This window comes from Streptomyces aureus (genome assembly GCF_000725495.1).
Classification (GTDB): domain Bacteria; phylum Actinomycetota; class Actinomycetes; order Streptomycetales; family Streptomycetaceae; genus Streptomyces; species Streptomyces aureus_B.
The window spans coordinates 258,816-278,740 of sequence record NZ_KL647042.1 but is presented as its reverse complement, the minus strand read 5'-3'; the positions used below and the strand labels follow the sequence as shown (position 1 = coordinate 278,740).

Below are 19,925 nucleotides of genomic sequence, written 5' to 3'. Positions count from 1 at the left end.
TGGGTTGATAGGCCAGATCTGGAAGCCCGGTAACGGGTGGAGGTGACTGGTACTAATAGGCCGAGGGCTTGTCCTCAGTTGCTCGCGTCCACTGTGTAGTTCCCAGACAACGAACGGTTGTGCTGGCTGAACAGTTTCACTTCATCAATTGAAAAGTGTGCTTGTTCGCTGCCCGTTCGAGGCCTCGTTTCATCACGAGGCGTCTGACAGGGTTTCGGTGGTCATAGAGGGAAACGCCCGGTTACATTCCGAACCCGGAAGCTAAGCCTCACAGCGCCGATGGTACTGCAGGGGGGACCCTGTGGGAGAGTAGGACGCCGCCGAACTAAATTTGGAGGACCCTTGGTCCCAGCGACTCGCTGGGGCTGAGGGTCCTTTTTTGTTTTGCCGAAGCGCGCCGGGTACCCGGCTGCGCGAGAATGACTTGCGGTACCGAAGACAGGAGTCACCCCATGTCCACCAACTCTCCCGACGAGCGACCGGAGCGCGACCAGCGCCGTCGTGACAGTGGTGACCGCGGTGACTACCGCGGTGGTCCGCGCCGAGACAACGACCGCGGGGGCTCCGGCCGGCGTGACGACCGCCGCGACGACCGCGGCGGTGACCGCGGCGGTGAGCGTGGCGGCTTCCGTCGGGACGACAGCCGTGGCGGAAGCGGTGGCGGTGGCTACCGTGGCCGCGACGACAGCCGTGGTGGCGACCGGGGCGGCCGGCCGCCGTTCCGTCGCGACGACCGTCCGAGCGGCCCGCGCCGCGACGACCGTGGCGGCAGCGGCTTCCGCCGCGACGGTGACCGCCCCGCCTTCAACCGCGACGACCGCGGCGGCGCCCCGCGCCGTGACGACGACCGCGGCGGGTACCGCCGTGACGAGCGTGGTGGCAGCACCGGCGGTGGGTTCCGTCGTGACGACAACCGTTCCGGTGGCGGCTACCGCCGTGACGACCGCAGTGACCGCGGCGACTTCCGCCGCGACGACCGTGGCGGCAGCACCGGCGGCTACCGCCGTGACGACCGCCAGGGTGGCGGAGACCGTGGTGGCTTCCGTCGGGACGACAGCCGTGGCGGAAGCAGTGGCGGTGGCTACCGTGGCCGTGACGAGCGTGGTGGCAGCACCGGCGGTGGGTTCCGTCGTGACGACAACCGTTCCGGTGGCGGCTACCGCCGTGACGACCGTGGTGACCGCGGCGACTTCCGCCGCGACGACCGTCGTGACGACAACCGTGGTGGTGGCGGCTTCCGTCGCGATGCCGAGCGTCCGTCCTCCTTCCGTCGTGACGAGCGGCCCAGCGGTCCCCGTCGTGACGACGACCGCGGTGGCTTCCGCCGTGACGACAGCCGTGGCGGCAGCGACTTCCGTCGTGACGAGCGGCCCAGCGGCCCGCGCCGTGACGACGACCGCGGTGGGTTCCGCCGCGACGACAACCGCTCCGGCGGCGGCTACCGCGGCGATGACAACCGTGGTGGTGGCGGCTTCCGCCGTGACGCCGAGCGTCCTTCCTCCTTCCGTCGTGACGAGCGGCCCAGCGGTCCCCGTCGTGACGACGACCGCGGTGGGTTCCGCCGCGACGACAGCCGCGGTGGCAGCGACTTCCGCCGTGACGAGCGCCGGGGCGACGACCGTGGCGGCTTCCGTCGCGACGACAGCCGTGGCGGCAGCGACTTCCGTCGTGACGAGCGGCCCAGCGGCCCGCGTCGTGACGACGACCGCGGTGGGTTCCGTCGTGACGACAGCCGTGGCGGCAACGGCGGCGGCTACCGCGGCCGTGACGACCGGGGACGGGACGACCGCGGCCGTGGCGGCCCGCGCCGCGACGACCGCGGCGGGCGCCCCGGTGGCTTCCGTGGCCGTGACGACCGCGGTGGCGACGACCGGCGTGGGGGCGGCCGTTACCGCGACGACCGCGACCGCGACCGCGAGCCGATCAAGCGGCTGCCCATCCCGGACGACGTCACGGGCGAGGAGATCGACCAGGACGTGCGTCAGGAGCTCCTGAGCCTGCCCAAGGGTCTCGCCGAGGACGTCTCCCGCAACCTGGTGATGGTCGCCCGTCTCATCGACGAGGACCCCGAGGGCGCCTACGCGTACTCGAGGATCGCGCTGCGTCTCGCGTCCCGTGTCGCCGCCGTGCGCGAGGCCGCCGGCTTCGCCGCGTACGCGAACCAGAAGTACAGCGAGGCGCTCGCCGAGTTCCGCGCCGCGCGCCGGATGACCGGCAGCGTGGAGCTGTGGCCCGTGATGGCCGACTGCGAGCGCGGTCTCGGCCGGCCCGAGAAGGCGCTCGAGATGGCCGGGGCGCCCGAGGTGCAGAAGCTGGACAAGGCCGGCCAGGTCGAGATGCGTCTCGTGGCGGCCGGTGCCCGGCGTGACATGGACCAGCTCGACGCCGCCATCGTCACCCTGCAGAGCCCCGAGCTGGCCTCGAACTCCGTCCAGCCCTGGACCGCCCGACTGCGCTACGCCTACGCCGACGCGCTGCTCGCCGCCGGACGCGAGGGCGAGGCGCGCGAGTGGTTCGCCAAGACCGTCGAGTCCGACAAGGACGGCAGCACGGACGCCTCCGACCGGCTCGCCGAGATGGACGGTATCGAGTTCGTCGACGCCCTCGTGGAGGACGACGAGACCCCGGGCGCGGACACGAAGGCGACCGAGGCCGCCAAGGACGTCCACGCCGAGGACGAGCACCAGGACGCCGACGAGGACGACGAGGACGCGGACGAGATCGAGCCCGCGACCACGGACGGCACGGACGGCCTCACGGACGACGTCGACGACCTCGAGGACGAGGACAACGACGAGGAAGCCGAGGACGGCCAGGACGGCGAAGAGGACGCGGAGGGCGAGACCGCTCACCGTCCGCAGAGCTGACGCCCGGCACGGCGCCACGCACACGAACACGTGGGCGGCGGGACACCGAAAGGTGTGCCGCCGCCCACGTGGCGTTTCCGGGAGGCGGTCGCGGGGCCGGGCCCCACGCCCGCCCTCGCCGGAGAGTGAGGGACTCAGGGAGCCAAGGCCCGCAGGACCAGCCCCGACGCGGGCTTGGGGCCGAACGAGGTCGACTTGCGCGGCATGGTGACCCCCTGGCGGGCGAGCTCGCGGACGACCTCCTCGCGGACCGGGTGCATCAGGACGGCCGTGCCTCCGTCGCGTTCCGCCTTCTCCACCGTGGCGCTCGTGTCGTGGATGTACGCGATGTGCGCGGGGGAGTCCTCGGGGATGCCCCACACATGGTCGAGCAGGGTGGCGTGCAGGACCGTGGCGTCGAGCGCGCGCCAGGCCTCCGGGTGCCCGGCCGGGATCGTACGGGCTAGGAGGTCGGGCGACGGGCGGTCGACGAGATGGAAGGAACCGTCGCCCGCCAGGAGGAACGCGTTGCCCTCGGCCGCCGCCGATGCCAGGGCCCCCAGTGCCTCGGCGAGGGGCACGTCGAGACGGCGTACCCGGAAGGAGTCCCCGAGGGCGGCCAGCGCCTCGGCGACCGGCAGCCGGTGCAGCAGCCGGTGGATGGCCCGGACCCGCAGGGGGTACCGGGCGGTGTCCACCAGGAGGACCAGACCGTAGTCCCAGGGGCTCGGGGAGGGATGCTCCGCGCGTAGACGCAAGTACGTCGCCCAGCGGTGGTGGCCGTCGGCGATCAGGGCCTGGTGCCGGCCGAGGTCCGCGCGGATCTCGGAGAGCTCCGCCGGATCGGTGACCGACCACAGGCGATGGCCGATGCCGTCCTCCGTGGTGGTGGACAGCAGCGGCGGCAGCGCGACGGTGCGTTCGATGACGGCACCGGCGCCGTACCCCGAACCGTTGCCGCGATAGGTCAGCAGCAGGGGTTCGAGGTTGGCTGACGTGGCGCGCATCAGGGCCGCCCGGTCCGCGATGACGTGCGGCATCACGTCCTCGTGCGGGAGTACGACACCGTCGGCCGGATCGGACAGGAGCAGGTTGCCGATCACACCGCGTTGCAGCAGGTCGCCGTCGCGCTGCTCGTACACGTACAGGCCCGGCTCGGGGTCGGTGGCCAGGACGCCCTCGGACCGCCAGCGGCGCAGGGTGTCGGCGGCCTGCCGGTTGCGCGCCTCGGGGCTGCCGTCCTGCGGGAGGATGAGCCGGACGATGTTGTACGGGTCGGCCGATTCGAGTTCGAGCAGTCCGTCGGGCCGGACGATCACGTCGTACGGCGGGGACGTCACGGCGGCCAGACTGCCGACCCGGTCGGGGTCGTAGCGCAGGCCTCGGAACGGGGTGAGTTCGAGGCCGCTCCCAGCCGGTGTTTCCGCCTCGGGACCTGCATAGTTCATTGGGGCATCGTAAGTGCGTCGGCGGCATGCGCGATGATCGGGGGAAAGGGATCTAACGAGGAGCGATGCGCAATGAGCCAGACCGTCAGGACACGGCCCGAGGGCAGTGAGCGGGCACTGAGCGAGGCGTACGACACCGCGCTGCTGGACCTGGACGGTGTGGTCTATTTCGCGGGCGGCGACGCGATCGCCCACGCGGCGGACTCGCTGGCGACGGCCCGCGCGGGCGGAATGCACCTCGCGTACGTCACCAACAACGCGCTGCGCCCCCCGGACGCGGTCGCCGGGCACCTCACGGAGCTGGGCATACCGACGGAGGCCTCGGACGTCATCACCTCCGCGCAGGCCGTGGCCCGGCTGATCAGCGAGCAGGTGCCGGCGGGCGCGCGGATCCTGGTCATCGGCGGCGAGGGGCTGCGGGTCGCGCTCCGCGAGCGGGGACTGGAGCCGGTCGACTCGGCGGACGACGAGCCCGTCGCCGTCGTCCAGGGGTACGGAGGTCCCGATCTGACCTGGTCCCGCTTCGCGGAGGCGTCCTACGCCATCGCGCGCGGGCTTCCCTGGTTCGCGTCCAACACGGATCTGACCATTCCCGGTGCGCGCGGGATCGCGCCCGGCAACGGTGCCGCGGTGCAGGTCGTCCGCATCGCCACGGGTGCCGAGCCGCAGGTGGCGGGCAAGCCGCTGCCCCCGATGCACCGCGAGACGATCCTGCGGACCGGGGCCGAGCGGCCGCTGGTGGTCGGGGACCGGCTGGACACGGACATCGAGGGCGCGTTCAACGGAGAGGTGGACTCGCTGCTGGTCCTCACGGGCGTGACGGACGGCGCGCAGCTGCTGGCCGCGCCGCCGCAGCACCGTCCGACGTACGTCGACGCCGATCTGCGCGGGATGCTCACCGGGCAGCCCGAGGTCGTCGAGGCGGGCGAGGGCTTCCGCTGCGGCGGCTGGACGGCGACGGCGGGCGCGGAGCACCTGGAGCTGACCGGCGAGGGAGAGGCGTTGGACGGACTGCGGGCGCTGTGCGCGGCGGCGTGGACGTCCGCGGGCGAGGGCACGTGTGCGCTGGACGGAGGGAAGGCGCTGGCGCGACTCGGCCTCTGAGGGCTGTTCTTCGTCCCCGGGGGCCGTTCGGGTAGCACCTGGCAGGCGCTCGGGGCGGGCTGTCCCGCAGTTCCCGGCAGGCGCTCGGGGACGGGCCCGTCAGGGGCGCGGCGCGGGGCGGGGGAGTGGGCCCGACGTGCGGGCCCATCGAAACGCAATGCGAGGGTAGGCTAACCTAACCTCGTGTTGGTCGACAGTCCTCCTGAACAGCGCGCGGAGACCGCCCCCGCGCCCCCAACCCGCCGGGCGATACGGGCCGTCGGGCTCCTCGTCTCCCTCGGCCTCCTGCTGCTGGTCGCGCTGGCGAGCATCGCGATCGGCGCGAAGGCGCTCCCGCTCGACCAGGTCTGGCACGGTCTGTTCCACGACACGGGGACGTACGCCGACGTCGTGGTCGGGGACAGGATCTCGCGCACGGTGCTCGGGCTGCTGGCCGGCGCCGCGCTCGGGCTGTCCGGTGCCGTCCTCCAGGCGCTCACCCGCAACCCGCTGGCCGACCCCGGTCTGCTCGGCATCAACGCGGGCGCGTCCGCCGCCGTCGTCACAGCGATCACCTACTTCGGCGTCACCTCGCTGAGCGGCTACGTCTGGTTCGCCTTCCTCGGCGCCGCCGTGGTCGGGGCGCTGGTCTGGTTCCTGGGCGGCAGCCGGGGCGCGACCCCGGTGCGGCTCGCGCTGGCCGGAACCGCGATCAGCGCCGCCCTGTACGGCTATCTGCAGGCCGTGATGATCATGGATGACGCGGCGCTCGGCAAGATGCGTTTCTGGACCGTCGGTTCGCTCGCCTCGGCGACCGACTCGACGATCGAGCAGGTGGCACCCTTCCTCGCGGTCGGCACGGTGCTCGCGCTCGCCCTCGCCCGGCCGCTGAACGCGGTGGCGATGGGCGACGACACAGCCCGCGCGCTCGGCGCCAACCTGAACCGCACCCGGGCGCTGTCCATGGCCGCCGCGACCGTGCTCTGCGGCGCCGCGACCGCCGCCTGCGGGCCGATCGTGTTCGTCGGGCTGATGGTCCCGCACGCCGTCCGCTCCTTCACCGGGCCGGACCTGCGCTGGATCCTGCCCTACGCCACCGTGCTGTCGCCCGTGCTGCTGCTCGGCGCCGACGTCCTCGGACGGATGGTCGCCCGGCCCGCGGAGCTCCAGGTCGGCATCGTCACCGCGGTGCTCGGCGGCCCGGTCTTCATCTTTCTGGTACGGCGACGGAGGACGGCGCAGCTGTGACGACCCCACCTGTCCGAAGCATCCGAACCGCCCGCGACAAGGGCGTCCCGGGGCGCCCCGTGCGCCGCGTCCGGGCCCTGCGCACCGTCGGGGGACTCTCCGTCCGCCTCGACCTGCGGGCCCTCACCGCGGTCGTCCTGCTGCTGCTGGCCGCGGCGGCGGCGAGCGTGGTGCTCATCGGCACCGGCGACTTCCCGATCCCGGCCGGCGACGTGATCAGGACCCTGGCCGGCGACGGCACCCCCAGCCAGGAGTTCATCGTCCACGACCTGCGGCTGCCGCGGGTGCTCGTCGGACTGCTGGTGGGGGCCTCCCTCGGGCTCGCCGGAGCGCTGTTCCAGTCCGTGTCCCGCAATCCGCTGGGCAGCCCCGACGTCCTCGGGCTCGGACAGGGGTCCACGGCCGGCGCGCTCGTCATGATCGTGCTGTTCTCGGGCAGCGCGAACGAGGTCGCCCTCGGGGCGCTCGTCGGCGGACTCGTCACCGGGCTCGCCATCTATCTGCTCGCCTGGAAGCGGGGCGTGCACGGCTACCGCCTGGTGCTGGTCGGCATCGGTGTCTCCGCGATCGTCACGGCGGTCAACGCCTATCTCCTCACCAAGGCCGACCTCGTCGACGCGGCCCGTGCCGTCGTCTGGATGACCGGCTCCCTCAACGGCCGGGACTGGGCGCAGGTCTGGCCCCTGCTCATCATGTGCGCGGTGCTCGTCCCGCTGGTCCTCGGCAACGCGCGCGGGCTGCGGATGACGGAGATGGGCGACGACGTGTCGTACGCCCTCGGTGTGAGCGTCGAGCGGACGCGGCTGCTGCTGCTGGTGTCCGCCGTGCTGCTCACCTCGGGTGCCACGGCCGCCGCGGGCCCCGTCGGCTTCGTGGCGCTCACCGCGCCGCAGCTGGCCCGACGGCTCACCCGCTCACCGGGACCCAATCTGATCCCGTCGCTGTGCATGGGCGCGACCCTGCTCGTCGTCGCGGACTGGGCCTCGCAGCGGGCCTTCGGCGCCGACCAGCTGCCGGTCGGCGTCGTGACCGGCGTCCTCGGCGGCGTCTACCTGCTCTGGCTGCTGGTCAGCGAGCGCAAGGCCGGCCGGATATGAGCGGCCCGGCGGAAGCGGCCGTCCGTGGTCCGGCGGGGCCGGACGGGCGAGAACCGAAGAACGCGGCGCGTGCGCACGACCCGGCGCGCGAGAACACCCCAAGGAGCACTGTGAACCGCCTGTCCGCCGACGACGTCACCCTCGGCTACGACCAGCGCGTCATCGCGGAGAAGCTGTCGGTCCAGATCCCCGACCACTCCTTCACGGTGATCGTCGGCCCGAACGCCTGCGGCAAGTCCACCCTGCTGCGCGCCCTGTCCCGGATGCTGAAGCCCTCGGCCGGGCGGGTGCTGCTCGACGGACAGACGATCCAGTCGATGCCCGCGAAGAAGGTGGCGCGCACCCTCGGGCTGCTGCCGCAGTCGTCGATCGCGCCGGACGGGATCACGGTCGGGGACCTGGTCGGCCGGGGCCGCTATCCGCACCAGGGCCTGCTGCGCCAGTGGTCGGCGGAGGACGAGCGGGTGGTCCAGGAGTCGATGGCCTCGACCGGGGTCGCCGAGCTCGCCGACCGCTACGTCGACGAGCTGTCCGGCGGTCAGCGCCAGCGCGTGTGGATCGCGATGGCGCTCGCCCAGCAGACCCCGCTGCTCCTGCTGGACGAGCCCACGACCTACCTCGACATCCAGCACCAGATCGACGTCCTCGACCTGTGCGCCGAGCTCCACGAGACGCAGGGCCGCACCCTGGTCGCCGTGCTGCACGACCTGAACCACGCGGCCCGCTACGCCACCCATCTGATCGCGCTGCGCGGCGGCGAGGTCATCGCCGAGGGCGCCCCGAACGACATCGTCACGGCCGAGCTGGTCGAGGAGGTCTTCGGACTGCGCTGCCAGGTCATCGACGACCCCGAGACCGGGACGCCCCTCGTGGTGCCCGCGGCGCGCAGGGCGAGGGTCCGGGCCGCCGCGACGGTCACGGAGGGCTCCTGAGGGCGGCAGGCGCCCGCAGAGGGCTTCCCGGCGGCGGGGTGCCCCCGCGGGGAGGCCCTGAGGGGCCGGGAGAGTCCGCTGGAGAAGCATCCGAAGCCGCAGCGGGACGGGGCGCTACGACGAGCGCCCGGAGGCGGCGCGGGACGGGCCGCTACAGAAGCGTCCGGAGGCGCAGCAGGTCGCGCAGGCCCGCCTCCAGCTTCACCCGGCCCGAGCCCCAGGCCTTGGCGAAGTTCAGCTCGCCGTTCACCATCGACACCAGGTCGTCGCCCTTCATGGTCAGCCGGATCTGGGCCCGCTCCGGGGGCGGGCCCTGGAGCGTGTCGAGCACCTGGATCCGGCCGTCCTTGAGGCGGCCGACGAAGGTGATGTCCAGGTCGGTGATCCGGCAGCTCAGCGAGCGGTCCAGGGCCGCGGCGGCGCGTACGTCGCCGTCGGCGCCCGCCATGTTGTCCGAAAGCTTGTCGAGTGCCGTGCGGCATTCCTCAGTCGTGGCCATCGTGATCGACGGTACCGCAGCGCTTCGCGGTAGCGTCGGGGCATGAACGACTCACTCCCCGAGGGCGAGCTCCCCGAGGCCGTGACCCCGGCGGAGCCCGCGCCGCCCGCGCAGGCGGAAGCGGAACCGGTCTACGACCCGGCCGCACCGGCCCCGCTGAACGTCCCGAGGGTCCCGACGGGCGACGCGGACGTCGACGCCGGTCTGGAGCGGCTGGCCGACGCCGACGACCTCGCCACCGACGGGCACCTCGAGGTGTACGAGGATGTGCACCGGGGGCTGCGCGACGCGCTCACCGCGCTCGACGTCCGCCCGGGAGTCCCGGCCCCCTCCGGCCGTCCGCCCGCCGCCGTCCAATGAGATCCTTCGGGACACCCGGAGAGTCTTCCGGGAACCCCTTTCCATCGCCGTACGACCGCAGGAGCTGAACCGAACGTGGCAGGAGTGGCACGCCGCCGCCTCGACGCCGAGCTGGTCCGCAGGAAGCTCGCCCGCTCGCGCGAGCACGCCGGACAGCTGATCGCCGCGGGCCGGGTCAGCGTGGGCAAGACCCTCGCGACCAAGCCCGCCACGCAGGTGGAGACCGCCGCGGCGATCGTGGTCAGCCAGGACGACAGCGACCCCGACTACGTCTCGCGCGGCGGGCACAAGCTCGCCGGCGCGCTCGCCGTCTTCGGGCCGCAGGGCCTGAAGGTCGAGGGACGGCGGGCGCTGGACGCCGGCGCGTCCACCGGGGGCTTCACCGACGTGCTGCTGCGCGCGGGTGCCGCCCATGTCGTCGCCGTGGACGTCGGTTACGGACAACTCGCGTGGTCTCTCCAGAGCGATGAACGCGTCACCGTCAAGGACCGTACGAACGTACGCGAGTTGACGTTGGAGGCGATCGATGGGGAGCCCGTGGACCTTGTTGTCGGGGATCTGTCCTTCATCCCGCTCGGACTGGTGCTGCCCGCCCTCGCGCGGTGCACGGCGCCGGACGCCGATCTGGTGATGATGGTCAAGCCGCAGTTCGAGGTGGGGAAGGACCGGCTGGGCAGCGGCGGCGTCGTGCGCAGTCCGGAGCTGCGCGCCGAGAGCGTGCGCGGCGTGGCGGCGCGAGCCCAGGAGCTGGGGCTCGGTGTGAAGGGTGTGACAGCGAGCCCGTTGCCCGGACCCTCGGGCAACGTCGAGTACTTTCTGTGGCTGCGTGCCGGGGCACCCGAACTCGACCCGGCCGACGTTGACCGTGCAGTGGCGGAGGGGCCGCGTTGACACAGACCCGAGCTCGTACTGTTTTCCTGCTGGCCCACACCGGGCGGCCGGCAGCCATCCGCAGCGCCGAGCTGGTCGTCCAGGGGCTGCTGCGCTCCGGGATCGGCGTACGCGTCCTCGCGGCCGAGGCGGCGGATCTGCCGCTTCCGCACGAGGTGGAGCTGGTCCAGGAGGCGACCCCGCAGTGCCTCGACGGCTGCGAACTGCTCATCGTCCTCGGCGGTGACGGAACACTACTGCGCGGCGCCGAGTTCGCCCGCGCCTCCGGGGTGCCGATGCTCGGCGTCAACCTCGGCAGCGTCGGCTTCCTCGCCGAGGCCGAGCGGGACGACCTGGACAAGGTCGTCGACCGGGTGGTCACCAAGGCGTACGAGGTCGAGGAGCGGATGACCGTCGACGTCGTCGTGCACCGCAACGGCGACATCGTCCACACCGACTGGGCGCTGAACGAGGCCGCCGTGCAGAAGGTGTCCGCCGAGCGGCTCCTGGAGGTCATCCTGGAGATCGACGGACGGCCGGTCACCGGGTTCGGCTGCGACGGGATCGTCTGCGCGACCCCGACCGGGTCGACGGCCTACGCCTTCTCCGCGGGCGGGCCCGTGGTCTGGCCCGAGGTCGAGGCGCTGCTGATGGTGCCGATCAGTGCCCACGCGCTGTTCGCCAAGCCGCTGGTCACCTCGCCGGACTCGGTGCTGGCCGTGGAGGTGCTGCCGCACATCCCGCCGGGTGTCCTGTGGTGCGACGGACGGCGGACCGTGGAGCTGCCGCCGGGTGCGCGGGTCGAGGTGCGGCGCGGTGCCGTGCCGGTGCGGCTCGCCCGGCTGCACCACGCGTCCTTCACCGACCGGCTCGTCGCCAAGTTCGCGCTCCCGGTCGCCGGGTGGCGCGGGGCGCCGCACTAGGCACGGACACTCGCCGGCACCCGGGTTCCGCCCGGGTGCCGGGACGCCTCCGCACGGTCCGCCGACGAACGAGACCACCCCCGGAAAGTAACGCTCGGTTCTCTTTGCGGGGGGCGGCGTCGCACGGCGCCGGGAAAACCTCGTATGGTCGGGGACGTGTTGGAGGAGATGCGGATACGGTCGCTCGGAGTCATCGACGACGCGGTCGTCGAGCTGTCACCAGGCTTCACCGCCGTGACCGGTGAGACCGGCGCGGGCAAGACGATGGTGGTCACCAGCCTCGGGCTGCTGCTGGGCGGGCGCGCCGACCCGGCCCTCGTACGGATCGGCGCCAAGAGCGCGGTCGTGGAGGGGCGGATCAGCGTGCCGGCGGGCGGCACGGCCGTCGTACGGGCCGAGGAGGCGGGCGCCGAGCTGGAGGACGGCGTGCTGCTGGTCAGCCGTACCGTTTCGGCGGAGGGGCGTTCCCGCGCCCATCTCGGCGGACGTTCGGTACCGGTGGGCGTGCTCGCCGAACTCGCCGACGAGCTCGTCGCGGTGCACGGCCAGACCGACCAGCAGGGGCTGCTCAAGCTGTCCCGGCAGCGGCAGGCACTGGACCGGTACGCGGGGGACGCGGTCGCCGTGCCGCTCGCCAAGTACGCGGGCGCCTACCGCAGGCTGCGGGCCGTCTCGGCCGAACTGGACGAGATCACGACCCGCGCCCGGGAGAGGGCCCAGGAAGCCGACATGCTGCGCTTCGGGCTCGACGAGATCGCGGCCGTCGAGCCGAGGGCCGGCGAGGACGCCGAGCTGGCGGCCGAGGCGGAGCGCCTCGGTCACGCGGAGGCGCTGGCGTCGGCCGCCACGGCCGCGCACGCCGCGCTGGCGGGCAACCCCGAGGACCCGGAGGGCATCGACGCGGCCACGCTCGTGGCGGGTGCCCACCGGGCGCTGGAGGCCGTACGGTCGCACGACTCGGCCCTCGCCACGCTGTCCGGGCGGATCGGGGAGATCGCGATCCTGCTCGGCGACGTCGCGGGCGAACTCGCCGGGTACGCCGACGACCTCGACGCCGACCCGCTGCGGCTCGCGGCGGTCGAGGAGCGCAGGGCCGCGCTCACCCAGCTCACCCGCAAGTACGGCGAGGACATCGACGCCGTGCTCGCCTGGGCCGAGCGGAGCGCCGAGCGGCTCACCGAACTCGACGGCGACGACGACCGGATCGGGGAGCTGACCGCCGAGCGGGACGCGCTGCGCGGTGAACTGGGCGGGCTCGCCCAGGCGCTGACGGACGCCCGCACGGAGGCCGCCGAGCGGTTCGCCGCCGCCGTCACCGCCGAACTGGCCTCGCTCGCCATGCCGCACGCGCGGGTGTCGTTCGAGATCCGGCAGACCGACGACCCCGAGGGGGTGGAGGTCGGCGGACGCCCGGTGGCCTACGGTCCGGCCGGCGCCGACGAGGTGGAGCTGCTGCTCGCGCCGCACCCGGGGGCGCCGCCGCGGCCGATCGCCAAGGGGGCGTCCGGCGGTGAGCTCTCGCGCGTGATGCTCGCGGTGGAGGTCGTGTTCGCCGGGACCGACCCCGTGCCGACGTATCTCTTCGACGAGGTCGACGCGGGCGTCGGCGGCAAGGCCGCGGTCGAGATCGGGCGGCGGCTGGCGAAGCTCGCCAAGAGCGCGCAGGTCGTCGTCGTGACGCACCTGCCGCAGGTGGCGGCGTTCGCCGACCGGCAGTTGCTGGTCGAGAAGACGAACGACGGGTCGGTGACGCGGTCCGGGGTGAAGGTGCTGGAGGGGGAGGAGCGGGTTCGGGAGCTGTCGCGCATGGCCCGCGGGGGCGGTGGGGGGTCCCCCCCCCCCGGGGGGGGGCCCCCCCTCTCTGGGGGGGGGCGGCCCCCCGCCGGCGTGTTCGCTCCGGGCTCGGGGGCCGTTGGCGTCGCGCGTGCTTGTTTCGCCCCCTCCGCCCCTACCCGTCCCGTACCTGGGCTCCGCCCCGGACCCCGCTCCTCAAACGCCGGAGGGGCTGAAATCTTCCCGCGCCTGCAAGGCTGGCTGGTTCTTGCCGGGGCGCTGGGTGGGGTTGTGTGCGCCTCTTCGGGCGCCGGTGCTTCTTCGGGGGTGGGGGCTCCGGGGGTCCGGAAGGGGGGAATCGTCACTCGTGCGGGTGACCGTCGTTGCCGGGTTGCCCCTTCTGACGTGCCCTCGTCGTGATGGCGGTGCCGGAACGCCCGGAGGGCCTGGCATCCTTGGCGTAGTACGCGGTCCACGACGTGCGGTTCCCCCTTCTCCGCACGCCCCTTCTGTACGTTCCCTCGTGACCGTCCGACGCCGAACCAGGAGCCCCGGCCACGTGAGCCACGTGAGCAGCCACTCAGCGCACGGCCAGTCGCCGCTGCGCACCGTGCAGGTGCTCGGCGGCGGCAGCGCGGGCAGCAGCGCGCACGTGCGGTCGCTGGCGGCGGGTCTCGTGGCCCGGGGAGTCCGGGTCACGGTCTGCGCGCCCGCCGAGGCGGACCGGGAGTACGGGTTCACCGGAGTCGGCGCGCACCACGTGGACGTCCCCCGCAGCACCGACCCCGCCGCGGTGTCCGCGCTGCGGGCGGCCTGCGCGGACGCCGACCTCGTGCACGCGCACGGGATCCACGCGGCCCTGCGGGCGGCGCTGGCGCTCAGCGGGCGGCGGGTTCCCCTCGTCGTCACCTGGCACACCCGCTCGGAGGCCGACGGCGCCCGGGCCCACGTCCTGCGGCTCCTCGAACGCCGGGTCGCCCGGGCCGCCGCCGTGGTCCTCGGCACCTCCTCCGACCTGGTGGACCGGGCCCGCAGGAGGGGAGCCCGTGACGCGCGGCTCGCCGCCGTCGCGCTCCCGGCCCCGCGTCCGCCGGCCGAGCCGGTGGACGCCGACGGGCTCCGTCTCAAGGCACGGGCCGAACTCGGCGCGATCGACCGCCCGTTGCTCATCGCGGTGGGCTCGCTCGACCGGCACCGCGGCTACCACACGCTGCTCGACGCCTCGCGCGCCTGGTTCCGGCTGGATCCGGTGCCGCTGCTGGTGATCGCCGGGGAGGGGCCGCTGCGCGGTGTGCTCCAGCGCCGGATCGAGGACGAGGAGCTGCCGATCCGGCTGATCGGGCGGCGCGAGGACGTCGCGGAACTGCTGGCGGCCGCCGACCTGGTCCTGCTGCCCAGCCGCTGGGAGTCCCGCTCGCCGCTGGCGCAGGAGGCCCTCCACGCACGGGTTCCGCTGGTCGCGACCGCGGTCGGGGGCATCCCCGAGATGGTCGGGGACGCCGCCGAACTCGTCCCGTACGGGAACGCCAAGGCGCTCGGCGACGCCGTCGTGCGGCTGCTGGCCGACCCCGAGCGCCGACAGGTCCTGCGGGACAAGGGTGCCCGGCAGGCCGCCACCTGGCCGACCGAGGACGAGACGGTCGCCCAAGTGCTCAGCGTCTACGACGAGTTCACCCGGCTCCGGCCGCTGGTGTGACGCCGGCGGGGCGCGCCCGCCGGATCAGGGAACGTGCCGTCGCGCCCGCAGCGCCAGGCTCAACGCCAGTACCGTCTGCGGGTCGTCGAGGTCCATGCCCAGCAACTCACCGATCCTGGCCAGCCGGTTGTAGAGGGTCTGCCGGTTGAGATGCAGCTCGCGGGCGGTCTCCGCCTTGCGGCCCGCGTGCGCCAGATACGTCTGCAGGGTCGGAAGCAGAGGCGGCTTGGAGCGAACGTCGTGGTCGCGGAGCGGGCCGATCGCGCGCTCCACGAAAGCGGCCAGATCCGGATGCTCGCGCAGACGCCACAACAGCAGGTCGATGTCGAGCCGGCGCGCGTCGTACCAGGGCCGGTCCGACAGGCCCTGCGCCGCCGTGGCCGTCTCCGCGGCGTGCCGCAGACCGGCCGACGCGGCCGCCCAGCCCCCGGCGACCCCGACCACCACCACCGGCGGCTGCGCCCCGGGCCGCTGCATGCCCGCCCGCTCCACCCCGGCGCGCAGCGCGGCCGCGACCCGGTCCGCGACGGCCGACCGCTCCGACTCCGAGCGCAGACCGAGGAGCAGCGGGACCCGGCCCTCGACGGGACGCACGCCCAGCAGGACCGGCACCCCCACCGAGGCCAGCTCCTCCGCCACGGCACGGGCCAGGACGGCCCAGCCGCCGCCGGGGGCGAGGCCGTCGGCCAGGCGCATCACCACCGGCAGGAGCGGGCTCGCGCCGGGCTTGAAGCCGAGCACCCGGGCCTGTGCGGGCGCGTCCTCGGCCTCGATACGGCCCTCGGCGAGATCGGTCAGGAAGTCGCCGCGGCCCCGGGCGGCCAGTTCCTCCTCCTGGCGCGCCTGCATCAGCACGACGGCCAGGATGCCGGCGGCGCGCTCGGCGGCGATCCGGTGCACCGGGGCGACCGGCGCGCCGACGGGCAGCAGGACCAGACGGGCCCGTACGGAGCCGGTGCCGGGGCCGCCGCCGGGCACGTCCACCAGGGTGGTCCCGGCGGGCGGCTCCTCCTTGTGCTGACCGCGCAGGCCCTCCCAGACCTGGAGCGGGTCGGCGCCCGTCGGGCCCGCTCCGGCCGCGTAGAGCAGCTGGCCGTCGGCGGTCTCCAGGAAGACGGGGTTGCCGCTGAAGTCGGCGAGGATGCGCAGGACCTGGGGTACTCCGCCGCCGCCGAGCAGCGCCTCGGTGCAGCGCCGGTGCACCTCCTCGGCCTGTTGCAGCAGCGCGTAGTGACCGTTGACGATCTCGGTGTGGATCTCCTCCGTGACGGTCACGAAGGGCACCTCGCGGTGGAGCTGGACCAGCGGCAGGCCGGTGGACCGCGCGGTCTCCACGAGCGCCGCGGGGAGCCGGGCGAAGCGCGGTCCGAGCTCCACGACGAGCGCCGCGATCCCGCGCTCGGCGAGGGTGCGGACGAACGCGCGCTGGTCGGCGGGCCGGGTGCCGAGACCGTATCCGGTGGTCAGCAGCAGCTCGCCGCCCTTGAGCAGCGAGGCGATGTTCGGCACCTCGCCCGCGTGGACCCAGCGCACGGTCCGGTGCAGCCGGTCGGCGCCCGCGATGATCTCCGGAAGCCCGCTGCGCAGTCCGGGCAGCTCAAGGGCCCGCTGCACGGTGATTCCGGCGCCTTGGGTGTCGTAACGGCTGTCCATGCTGCGGACGCTACCCGCGGACGGCGCGCGGGGGCATCTCCGGGCCGCCCGCGGACGGCGCAGGGGCCGTGACGGTGGCTGCCCGGCGGGCGCCGGGGCCGGCGGCCGGGGTCAGGCTCCGGCCGGCACCGGGGCGATGTTGTGGTTGAAGCGGAAGACGTTGTCCGGGTCGTACTCGGCCTTCACCGCGGTCAGCCGCCGCATGTTCTCCTCGCCGAGTCCGGCGGCCACCCGGTCCGTGCCCTCGTCCCCGATGAAGTTCAGGTAGACGGCGCCGGTGCTCCACGGCCGGACGTCCTCGCGGACCTTCCTGACCCACGCGATGCACCGCTCGTCGTCGGCCGGGTCCTCCCAGATCCCGAAGGGGTGCACGGCCCAGGCCGCGTCGCGGTAGGGGACCGGGAAGCGGGACGGTCCCGAGGCGATGGCGCCGCCCTGCGGGAACAGCACGTGCTGGTTGCCGGTGGGGACGGGCATGGCGTCGCCGAGGGCGCAGAAGACGTCCACGAAGTCGTCGGGCGCGCCGGTCAGGTACTCCGCCGACCAGTAGTTCCGCATGCCGGGCGGGTCGTCGATCATGCACTGGAAGTCGGCGTAGGGCAGCGCCGTGACGATCTCGACCGCGTGCGGCAGCGCCAGCAGCGGCTGGGCGATCTTGCGCATGTCCTCCTCGCCGCCCGCGTACGCGACCAGGGCGCCGCAGAGCAGCTTGCCCACCAGCTCCGGGGGCACGAACTCCTCGGGCGGGCCGGTGAGGTAGAGGATGCCGCCGCTCGCCTCCGGCGGTCCGTTCGCGATGATCTCGCGGTAGACGCGGATCACATCGGGTCCGTGTTCCGGCAGGTACATCAGCAGGGCGATGGAGAACTCGGGCAGCGGGTGCAGCTTGAGGGTCAGCGCGGTGGCGACCCCGAAGTTCCCGCCGCCGCCGTGCAGGGCCCAGAACAGCTCCGGGTTCTCCTGTTCGGTGGCGCGTACCGGCGAACCGTCGGCGGTCACCAGCTCGACCCCGAGCAGATTGTCGACGGCCAGGCCGCAGGACCGGTCCAGCCAGCCGCTGCCGCCACCGAGGACGAAGCCGCCGACCCCGGTCGTCGAGGCGCGTCCGCCGGTGGTCGCGAGGCCGTAGGGCTGGGTGGCCCGGTCGAGATGGGTCATCAGCGCTCCGCCCTCGACCCGGACCGTCTCCGACCCGGGATGGACGGTGACCGCGTGCATGCGGCTGAGGTCGACGACGAGACCCCCGTCGTTGAGCGCCATGCCGGCGACGCTGTGCCCGCCTCCGCGGACGGCGATCGGCAGGTCCAGCTCGCGTGCGAAGCGCACCGCGCGGGTCACGTCGGCCTCGCTCTCGCACCGCACGATGACGGCGGGTCGCCGGTCGATCATCGCGTTGAAGACCGACCGGGCCTCGTCGTACCCGGGATCGTCCGGGGTGAGGGCGTCACCGGACAGACCCGCGCGGAGCGCGGCCAGTGCCGCGCCGGCCTTCGAAAGGGGAGCCATGGAAGCCGCCCCCTTCCATGAGGGGACAGGACTCCTTCCAGGCTAGGCGGGCGCGGCGCATCGGGCGCGTCGAGAGGGGGAGGCCCCCAGGAGCCTCCCCACGCGTGCGGAGCGGCGGCTCAGCCGCCGTAGGCGCCGCTCGCCGTCAGCCTGAGGGCGGTGTCGATCAGCGGGACGTGGCTGAAGGCCTGCGGGAAGTTCCCGACCTGGCGCTGAAGCCTCGGGTCCCACTCCTCGGCCAGCAGACCGAGGTCGTTGCGCAGGGCCAGCAGGCGTTCGAACAGCTTGCGGGCCTCGTCGACCCGGCCGATCATCGCGAGGTCGTCGGCCATCCAGAACGAGCAGGCGAGGAACGCGCCCTCGTCGCCCTCGAGACCGTCGACGCCCGCGTGTTCGCCCGAGGTCGGGTAGCGCAGGATGAAGCCGTCGGAGGTGGACAGCTCGCGCTGGATCGCCTCGATGGTGCCGATCACGCGCTTGTCGTCCGGCGGCAGGAAGCCCATCTGCGGGATGAGCAGCAGCGAGGCGTCGAGCTCCTTGGAGCCGTAGGACTGGGTGAAGGTGTTCCGCTCCTGGTCGTAGCCCTTCTCGCACACGTCCCGGTGGATGTCGTCGCGCAGTTCGCGCCACTTCTCCAGCGGGCCGTCCGCGTCCCCGGACTCGATGAGCTTGATCGTGCGGTCGACGGCGACCCAGGCCATCACCTTGGAGTGCACGAAGTGCCGTCGCGGGCCCCGGACTTCCCAGATTCCCTCGTCCGGCTGGTCCCAGTGGGTCTCCAGGTAGCGGATGAGCTTCAACTGGAGCAGCGAAGCGTAGTCGTTGCGGGACAGGCCCGTCATATGGGCCAGGTGCAGGGCCTCGGTGACCTCGCCGTAGACGTCGAGCTGGAGCTGGTGCGCGGCGCCGTTGCCGACCCGGACCGGCGCCGAACCCTCGTACCCGGGAAGCCAGTCGAGCTCGGCCTCGCCCAACTCCCGTTCGCCCGCGATGCCGTACATGATCTGGAGGTTCTCCGGGTCGCCGGCGACCGCGCGCAGCAGCCATTCGCGCCAGGCGCGAGCCTCCTCGCGGTAGCCGGTGCGCAGCAGCGAGGAGAGGGTGATGGCCGCGTCGCGCAGCCAGGTGTAGCGGTAGTCCCAGTTGCGTACGCCGCCGATCTCCTCCGGGAGGGAGGTGGTGGGCGCGGCGACGATGCCGCCGGTGGGCGCGTAGGTCAGCGCCTTCAGCGTGATCAGGGAACGGACGACGGCCTCGCGGTAGGGGCCGTGGTAGGTGCACTGGTCGACCCACTCGCGCCAGAACTCCTCGGTCGCCTCCAGCGACTGCACCGGCTCGGGCAGCGGCGGCGGCTGCCGGTGCGAGGGCTCCCAGGAGACCGTGAAGGTGACCGTCTCGCCCGGCGCCACCGTGAAGTCGGCGTAGGTGGTCAGGTCCTTGCCGTAGGTCTGGCACTCCGTGTCGAACCAGACCGAGTCGGGTCCGGCGACGGCGACCGTGCGCCCCTCGTGGCGGCGCACCCAGGGCACCACACGGCCGTACGAGAAACGCATGCGCAGCGCGGAGCGCATCGGCACCCGGCCGCTGACGCCCTCGACGATCCGGATCAGCTGCGGGGCGCCGTCGCGCGGGGGCATGAAGTCGGTCACCCGGACCGTGCCGCGCGGGGTCTCCCACTCGGACTCGAGGATCAGCGAGTCGCCGCGGTACCGGCGGCGGGTGGCCGCGGGGGGCTGCTCCTCGGCCGCGTGCGCCGGACCGAGCCGCCAGAATCCGTGATCCTCCGTGCCGAGCAGTCCCGCGAAGATGGCATGGGAGTCGAAGCGGGGCAGGCACAGCCAGTCGACTGTGCCGTCCCGGCAGACCAGCGCTGCTGTCTGCATGTCTCCGATGAGTGCGTAGTCCTCGATGCGCCCGGCCACGTGCATCTCCAGTCGAACGGCCACGGCGCCCCTGCGCGGGGCGGTCGCTCTTGCGGTCAAAGGGAACGT

The 19,925-nt window shown here is 73.3% G+C and carries 14 protein-coding genes, 1 rRNA gene and 2 pseudogenes; 12 read left to right on the top strand and 5 right to left on the bottom strand.

Features of this window, described 5'->3' with window-relative positions; genetic code table 11:
- The first annotated feature begins 213 nt into the window (after positions 1-213).
- The 3 genes and pseudogenes from rrf to IO36_RS42345 all read left to right on the top strand — a co-directional run bounded on the left by rrf (position 214) and on the right by IO36_RS42345 (position 2,867).
- A 5S ribosomal RNA gene (gene rrf, locus IO36_RS42355) occupies positions 214-326 on the top strand.
- A 396-nt stretch (positions 327-722) separates the two neighbouring features.
- A pseudogene (locus IO36_RS49490) lies at positions 723-1,433 on the top strand (tetratricopeptide repeat protein); the annotation flags it as partial.
- 543 nt (positions 1,434-1,976) lie between these two features.
- Positions 1,977-2,867, top strand: coding sequence for a hypothetical protein (locus IO36_RS42345; protein WP_245173677.1), 891 nt, complete (start codon positions 1,977-1,979; stop codon positions 2,865-2,867).
- A gap of 134 nt (positions 2,868-3,001) precedes the next feature.
- Here the strand turns inward: IO36_RS42345 and IO36_RS42340 are convergent, their stop codons facing one another.
- Positions 3,002-4,294, bottom strand: a complete 1,293-nt coding sequence (locus IO36_RS42340; protein ID WP_037628629.1) for a DUF1015 domain-containing protein — start codon at positions 4,292-4,294, stop codon at positions 3,002-3,004.
- A gap of 72 nt (positions 4,295-4,366) precedes the next feature.
- Between IO36_RS42340 and IO36_RS42335 the strand changes: the two genes are divergently transcribed.
- From IO36_RS42335 to IO36_RS42320, 4 genes are all read left to right on the top strand, one after another.
- Complete coding sequence (locus IO36_RS42335) at positions 4,367-5,398, top strand: HAD hydrolase-like protein (protein ID WP_037628627.1); 1,032 nt, start codon at positions 4,367-4,369, stop codon at positions 5,396-5,398.
- A 183-nt stretch (positions 5,399-5,581) separates the two neighbouring features.
- The gene (locus IO36_RS42330) at positions 5,582-6,625 is read left to right on the top strand and encodes a FecCD family ABC transporter permease (protein ID WP_037628625.1); all 1,044 of its coding nucleotides are present in this window, start codon (positions 5,582-5,584) and stop codon (positions 6,623-6,625) included.
- A gap of 20 nt (positions 6,626-6,645) precedes the next feature.
- Positions 6,646-7,722 (top strand): FecCD family ABC transporter permease, encoded by a 1,077-nt coding sequence (locus IO36_RS42325; RefSeq protein WP_051901350.1) that lies wholly within the window; start codon positions 6,646-6,648, stop codon positions 7,720-7,722.
- Positions 7,719-8,654 carry an ABC transporter ATP-binding protein gene (locus tag IO36_RS42320; protein WP_078943796.1) on the top strand — a complete coding sequence of 312 codons (936 nt, stop codon included), beginning with the start codon at positions 7,719-7,721 and terminating at the stop codon, positions 8,652-8,654. Before IO36_RS42325 ends, IO36_RS42320 begins: the two co-directional genes overlap by 4 nt.
- Positions 8,655-8,805: 151 nt before the next feature.
- On the opposite strand, the gene IO36_RS42315 is transcribed toward IO36_RS42320, so the two are convergent.
- A complete protein-coding gene (locus IO36_RS42315) occupies positions 8,806-9,153 on the bottom strand; it encodes an SCP2 sterol-binding domain-containing protein (protein WP_037628623.1) in 348 nt (115 codons plus the stop codon).
- A 42-nt stretch (positions 9,154-9,195) separates the two neighbouring features.
- Between IO36_RS42315 and IO36_RS42310 the strand changes: the two genes are divergently transcribed.
- From IO36_RS42310 to IO36_RS42290, 5 genes and pseudogenes are all read left to right on the top strand, one after another.
- On the top strand, positions 9,196-9,513 hold the full coding sequence (locus tag IO36_RS42310) for a hypothetical protein (RefSeq protein ID WP_037628622.1): 318 nt from the start codon (positions 9,196-9,198) through the stop codon (positions 9,511-9,513).
- A 75-nt stretch (positions 9,514-9,588) separates the two neighbouring features.
- Positions 9,589-10,404 carry a TlyA family RNA methyltransferase gene (locus IO36_RS42305; RefSeq protein WP_037628621.1) on the top strand — a complete coding sequence of 272 codons (816 nt, stop codon included), beginning with the start codon at positions 9,589-9,591 and terminating at the stop codon, positions 10,402-10,404.
- A complete protein-coding gene (locus tag IO36_RS42300) occupies positions 10,401-11,306 on the top strand; it encodes an NAD kinase (RefSeq protein ID WP_037628620.1) in 906 nt (301 codons plus the stop codon). Before IO36_RS42305 ends, IO36_RS42300 begins: the two co-directional genes overlap by 4 nt.
- Positions 11,307-11,450: 144 nt before the next feature.
- Positions 11,451-13,124, top strand: a pseudogene (gene recN, locus IO36_RS42295) (DNA repair protein RecN); the annotation flags it as partial.
- Positions 13,125-13,638: 514 nt separating this feature from the next.
- A complete protein-coding gene (locus IO36_RS42290) occupies positions 13,639-14,775 on the top strand; it encodes a glycosyltransferase family 4 protein (RefSeq protein WP_037628619.1) in 1,137 nt (378 codons plus the stop codon).
- 24 nt (positions 14,776-14,799) lie between these two features.
- On the opposite strand, the gene IO36_RS42285 is transcribed toward IO36_RS42290, so the two are convergent.
- The 3 genes from IO36_RS42285 to IO36_RS42275 form a co-directional block, all read right to left on the bottom strand.
- Complete coding sequence (locus IO36_RS42285; RefSeq protein WP_037628618.1) at positions 14,800-16,428, bottom strand: PucR family transcriptional regulator; 1,629 nt, start codon at positions 16,426-16,428, stop codon at positions 14,800-14,802.
- A 111-nt stretch (positions 16,429-16,539) separates the two neighbouring features.
- Entirely contained in the window at positions 16,540-17,934 is a 1,395-nt protein-coding gene (locus IO36_RS42280; protein WP_037628617.1) for an FAD-binding oxidoreductase, read from the bottom strand.
- Between the two features lie 119 nt (positions 17,935-18,053).
- On the bottom strand, positions 18,054-19,856 hold the full coding sequence (locus IO36_RS42275; protein WP_037628696.1) for a glycoside hydrolase family 15 protein: 1,803 nt from the start codon (positions 19,854-19,856) through the stop codon (positions 18,054-18,056).
- Positions 19,857-19,925 lie beyond the last annotated feature (69 nt).

What these genes read in the sequence shown, in the direction of transcription:
- IO36_RS42340 (WP_037628629.1), bottom strand. Translation starts at nt 4,294, where the DNA reads ATGAACTATGCAGGTCCCGAGGCGGAAACACCGGCTGGGAGCGGCCTC.
- IO36_RS42335 (WP_037628627.1), top strand. Translation starts at nt 4,367, where the DNA reads ATGAGCCAGACCGTCAGGACACGGCCCGAGGGCAGTGAGCGGGCACTG.
- IO36_RS42320 (WP_078943796.1), top strand. Translation starts at nt 7,719, where the DNA reads ATGAGCGGCCCGGCGGAAGCGGCCGTCCGTGGTCCGGCGGGGCCGGAC.
- IO36_RS42315 (WP_037628623.1), bottom strand. Translation starts at nt 9,153, where the DNA reads ATGGCCACGACTGAGGAATGCCGCACGGCACTCGACAAGCTTTCGGAC.
- IO36_RS42310 (WP_037628622.1), top strand. Translation starts at nt 9,196, where the DNA reads ATGAACGACTCACTCCCCGAGGGCGAGCTCCCCGAGGCCGTGACCCCG.
- IO36_RS42285 (WP_037628618.1), bottom strand. Translation starts at nt 16,428, where the DNA reads ATGGACAGCCGTTACGACACCCAAGGCGCCGGAATCACCGTGCAGCGG.
- IO36_RS42280 (WP_037628617.1), bottom strand. Translation starts at nt 17,934, where the DNA reads ATGGCTCCCCTTTCGAAGGCCGGCGCGGCACTGGCCGCGCTCCGCGCG.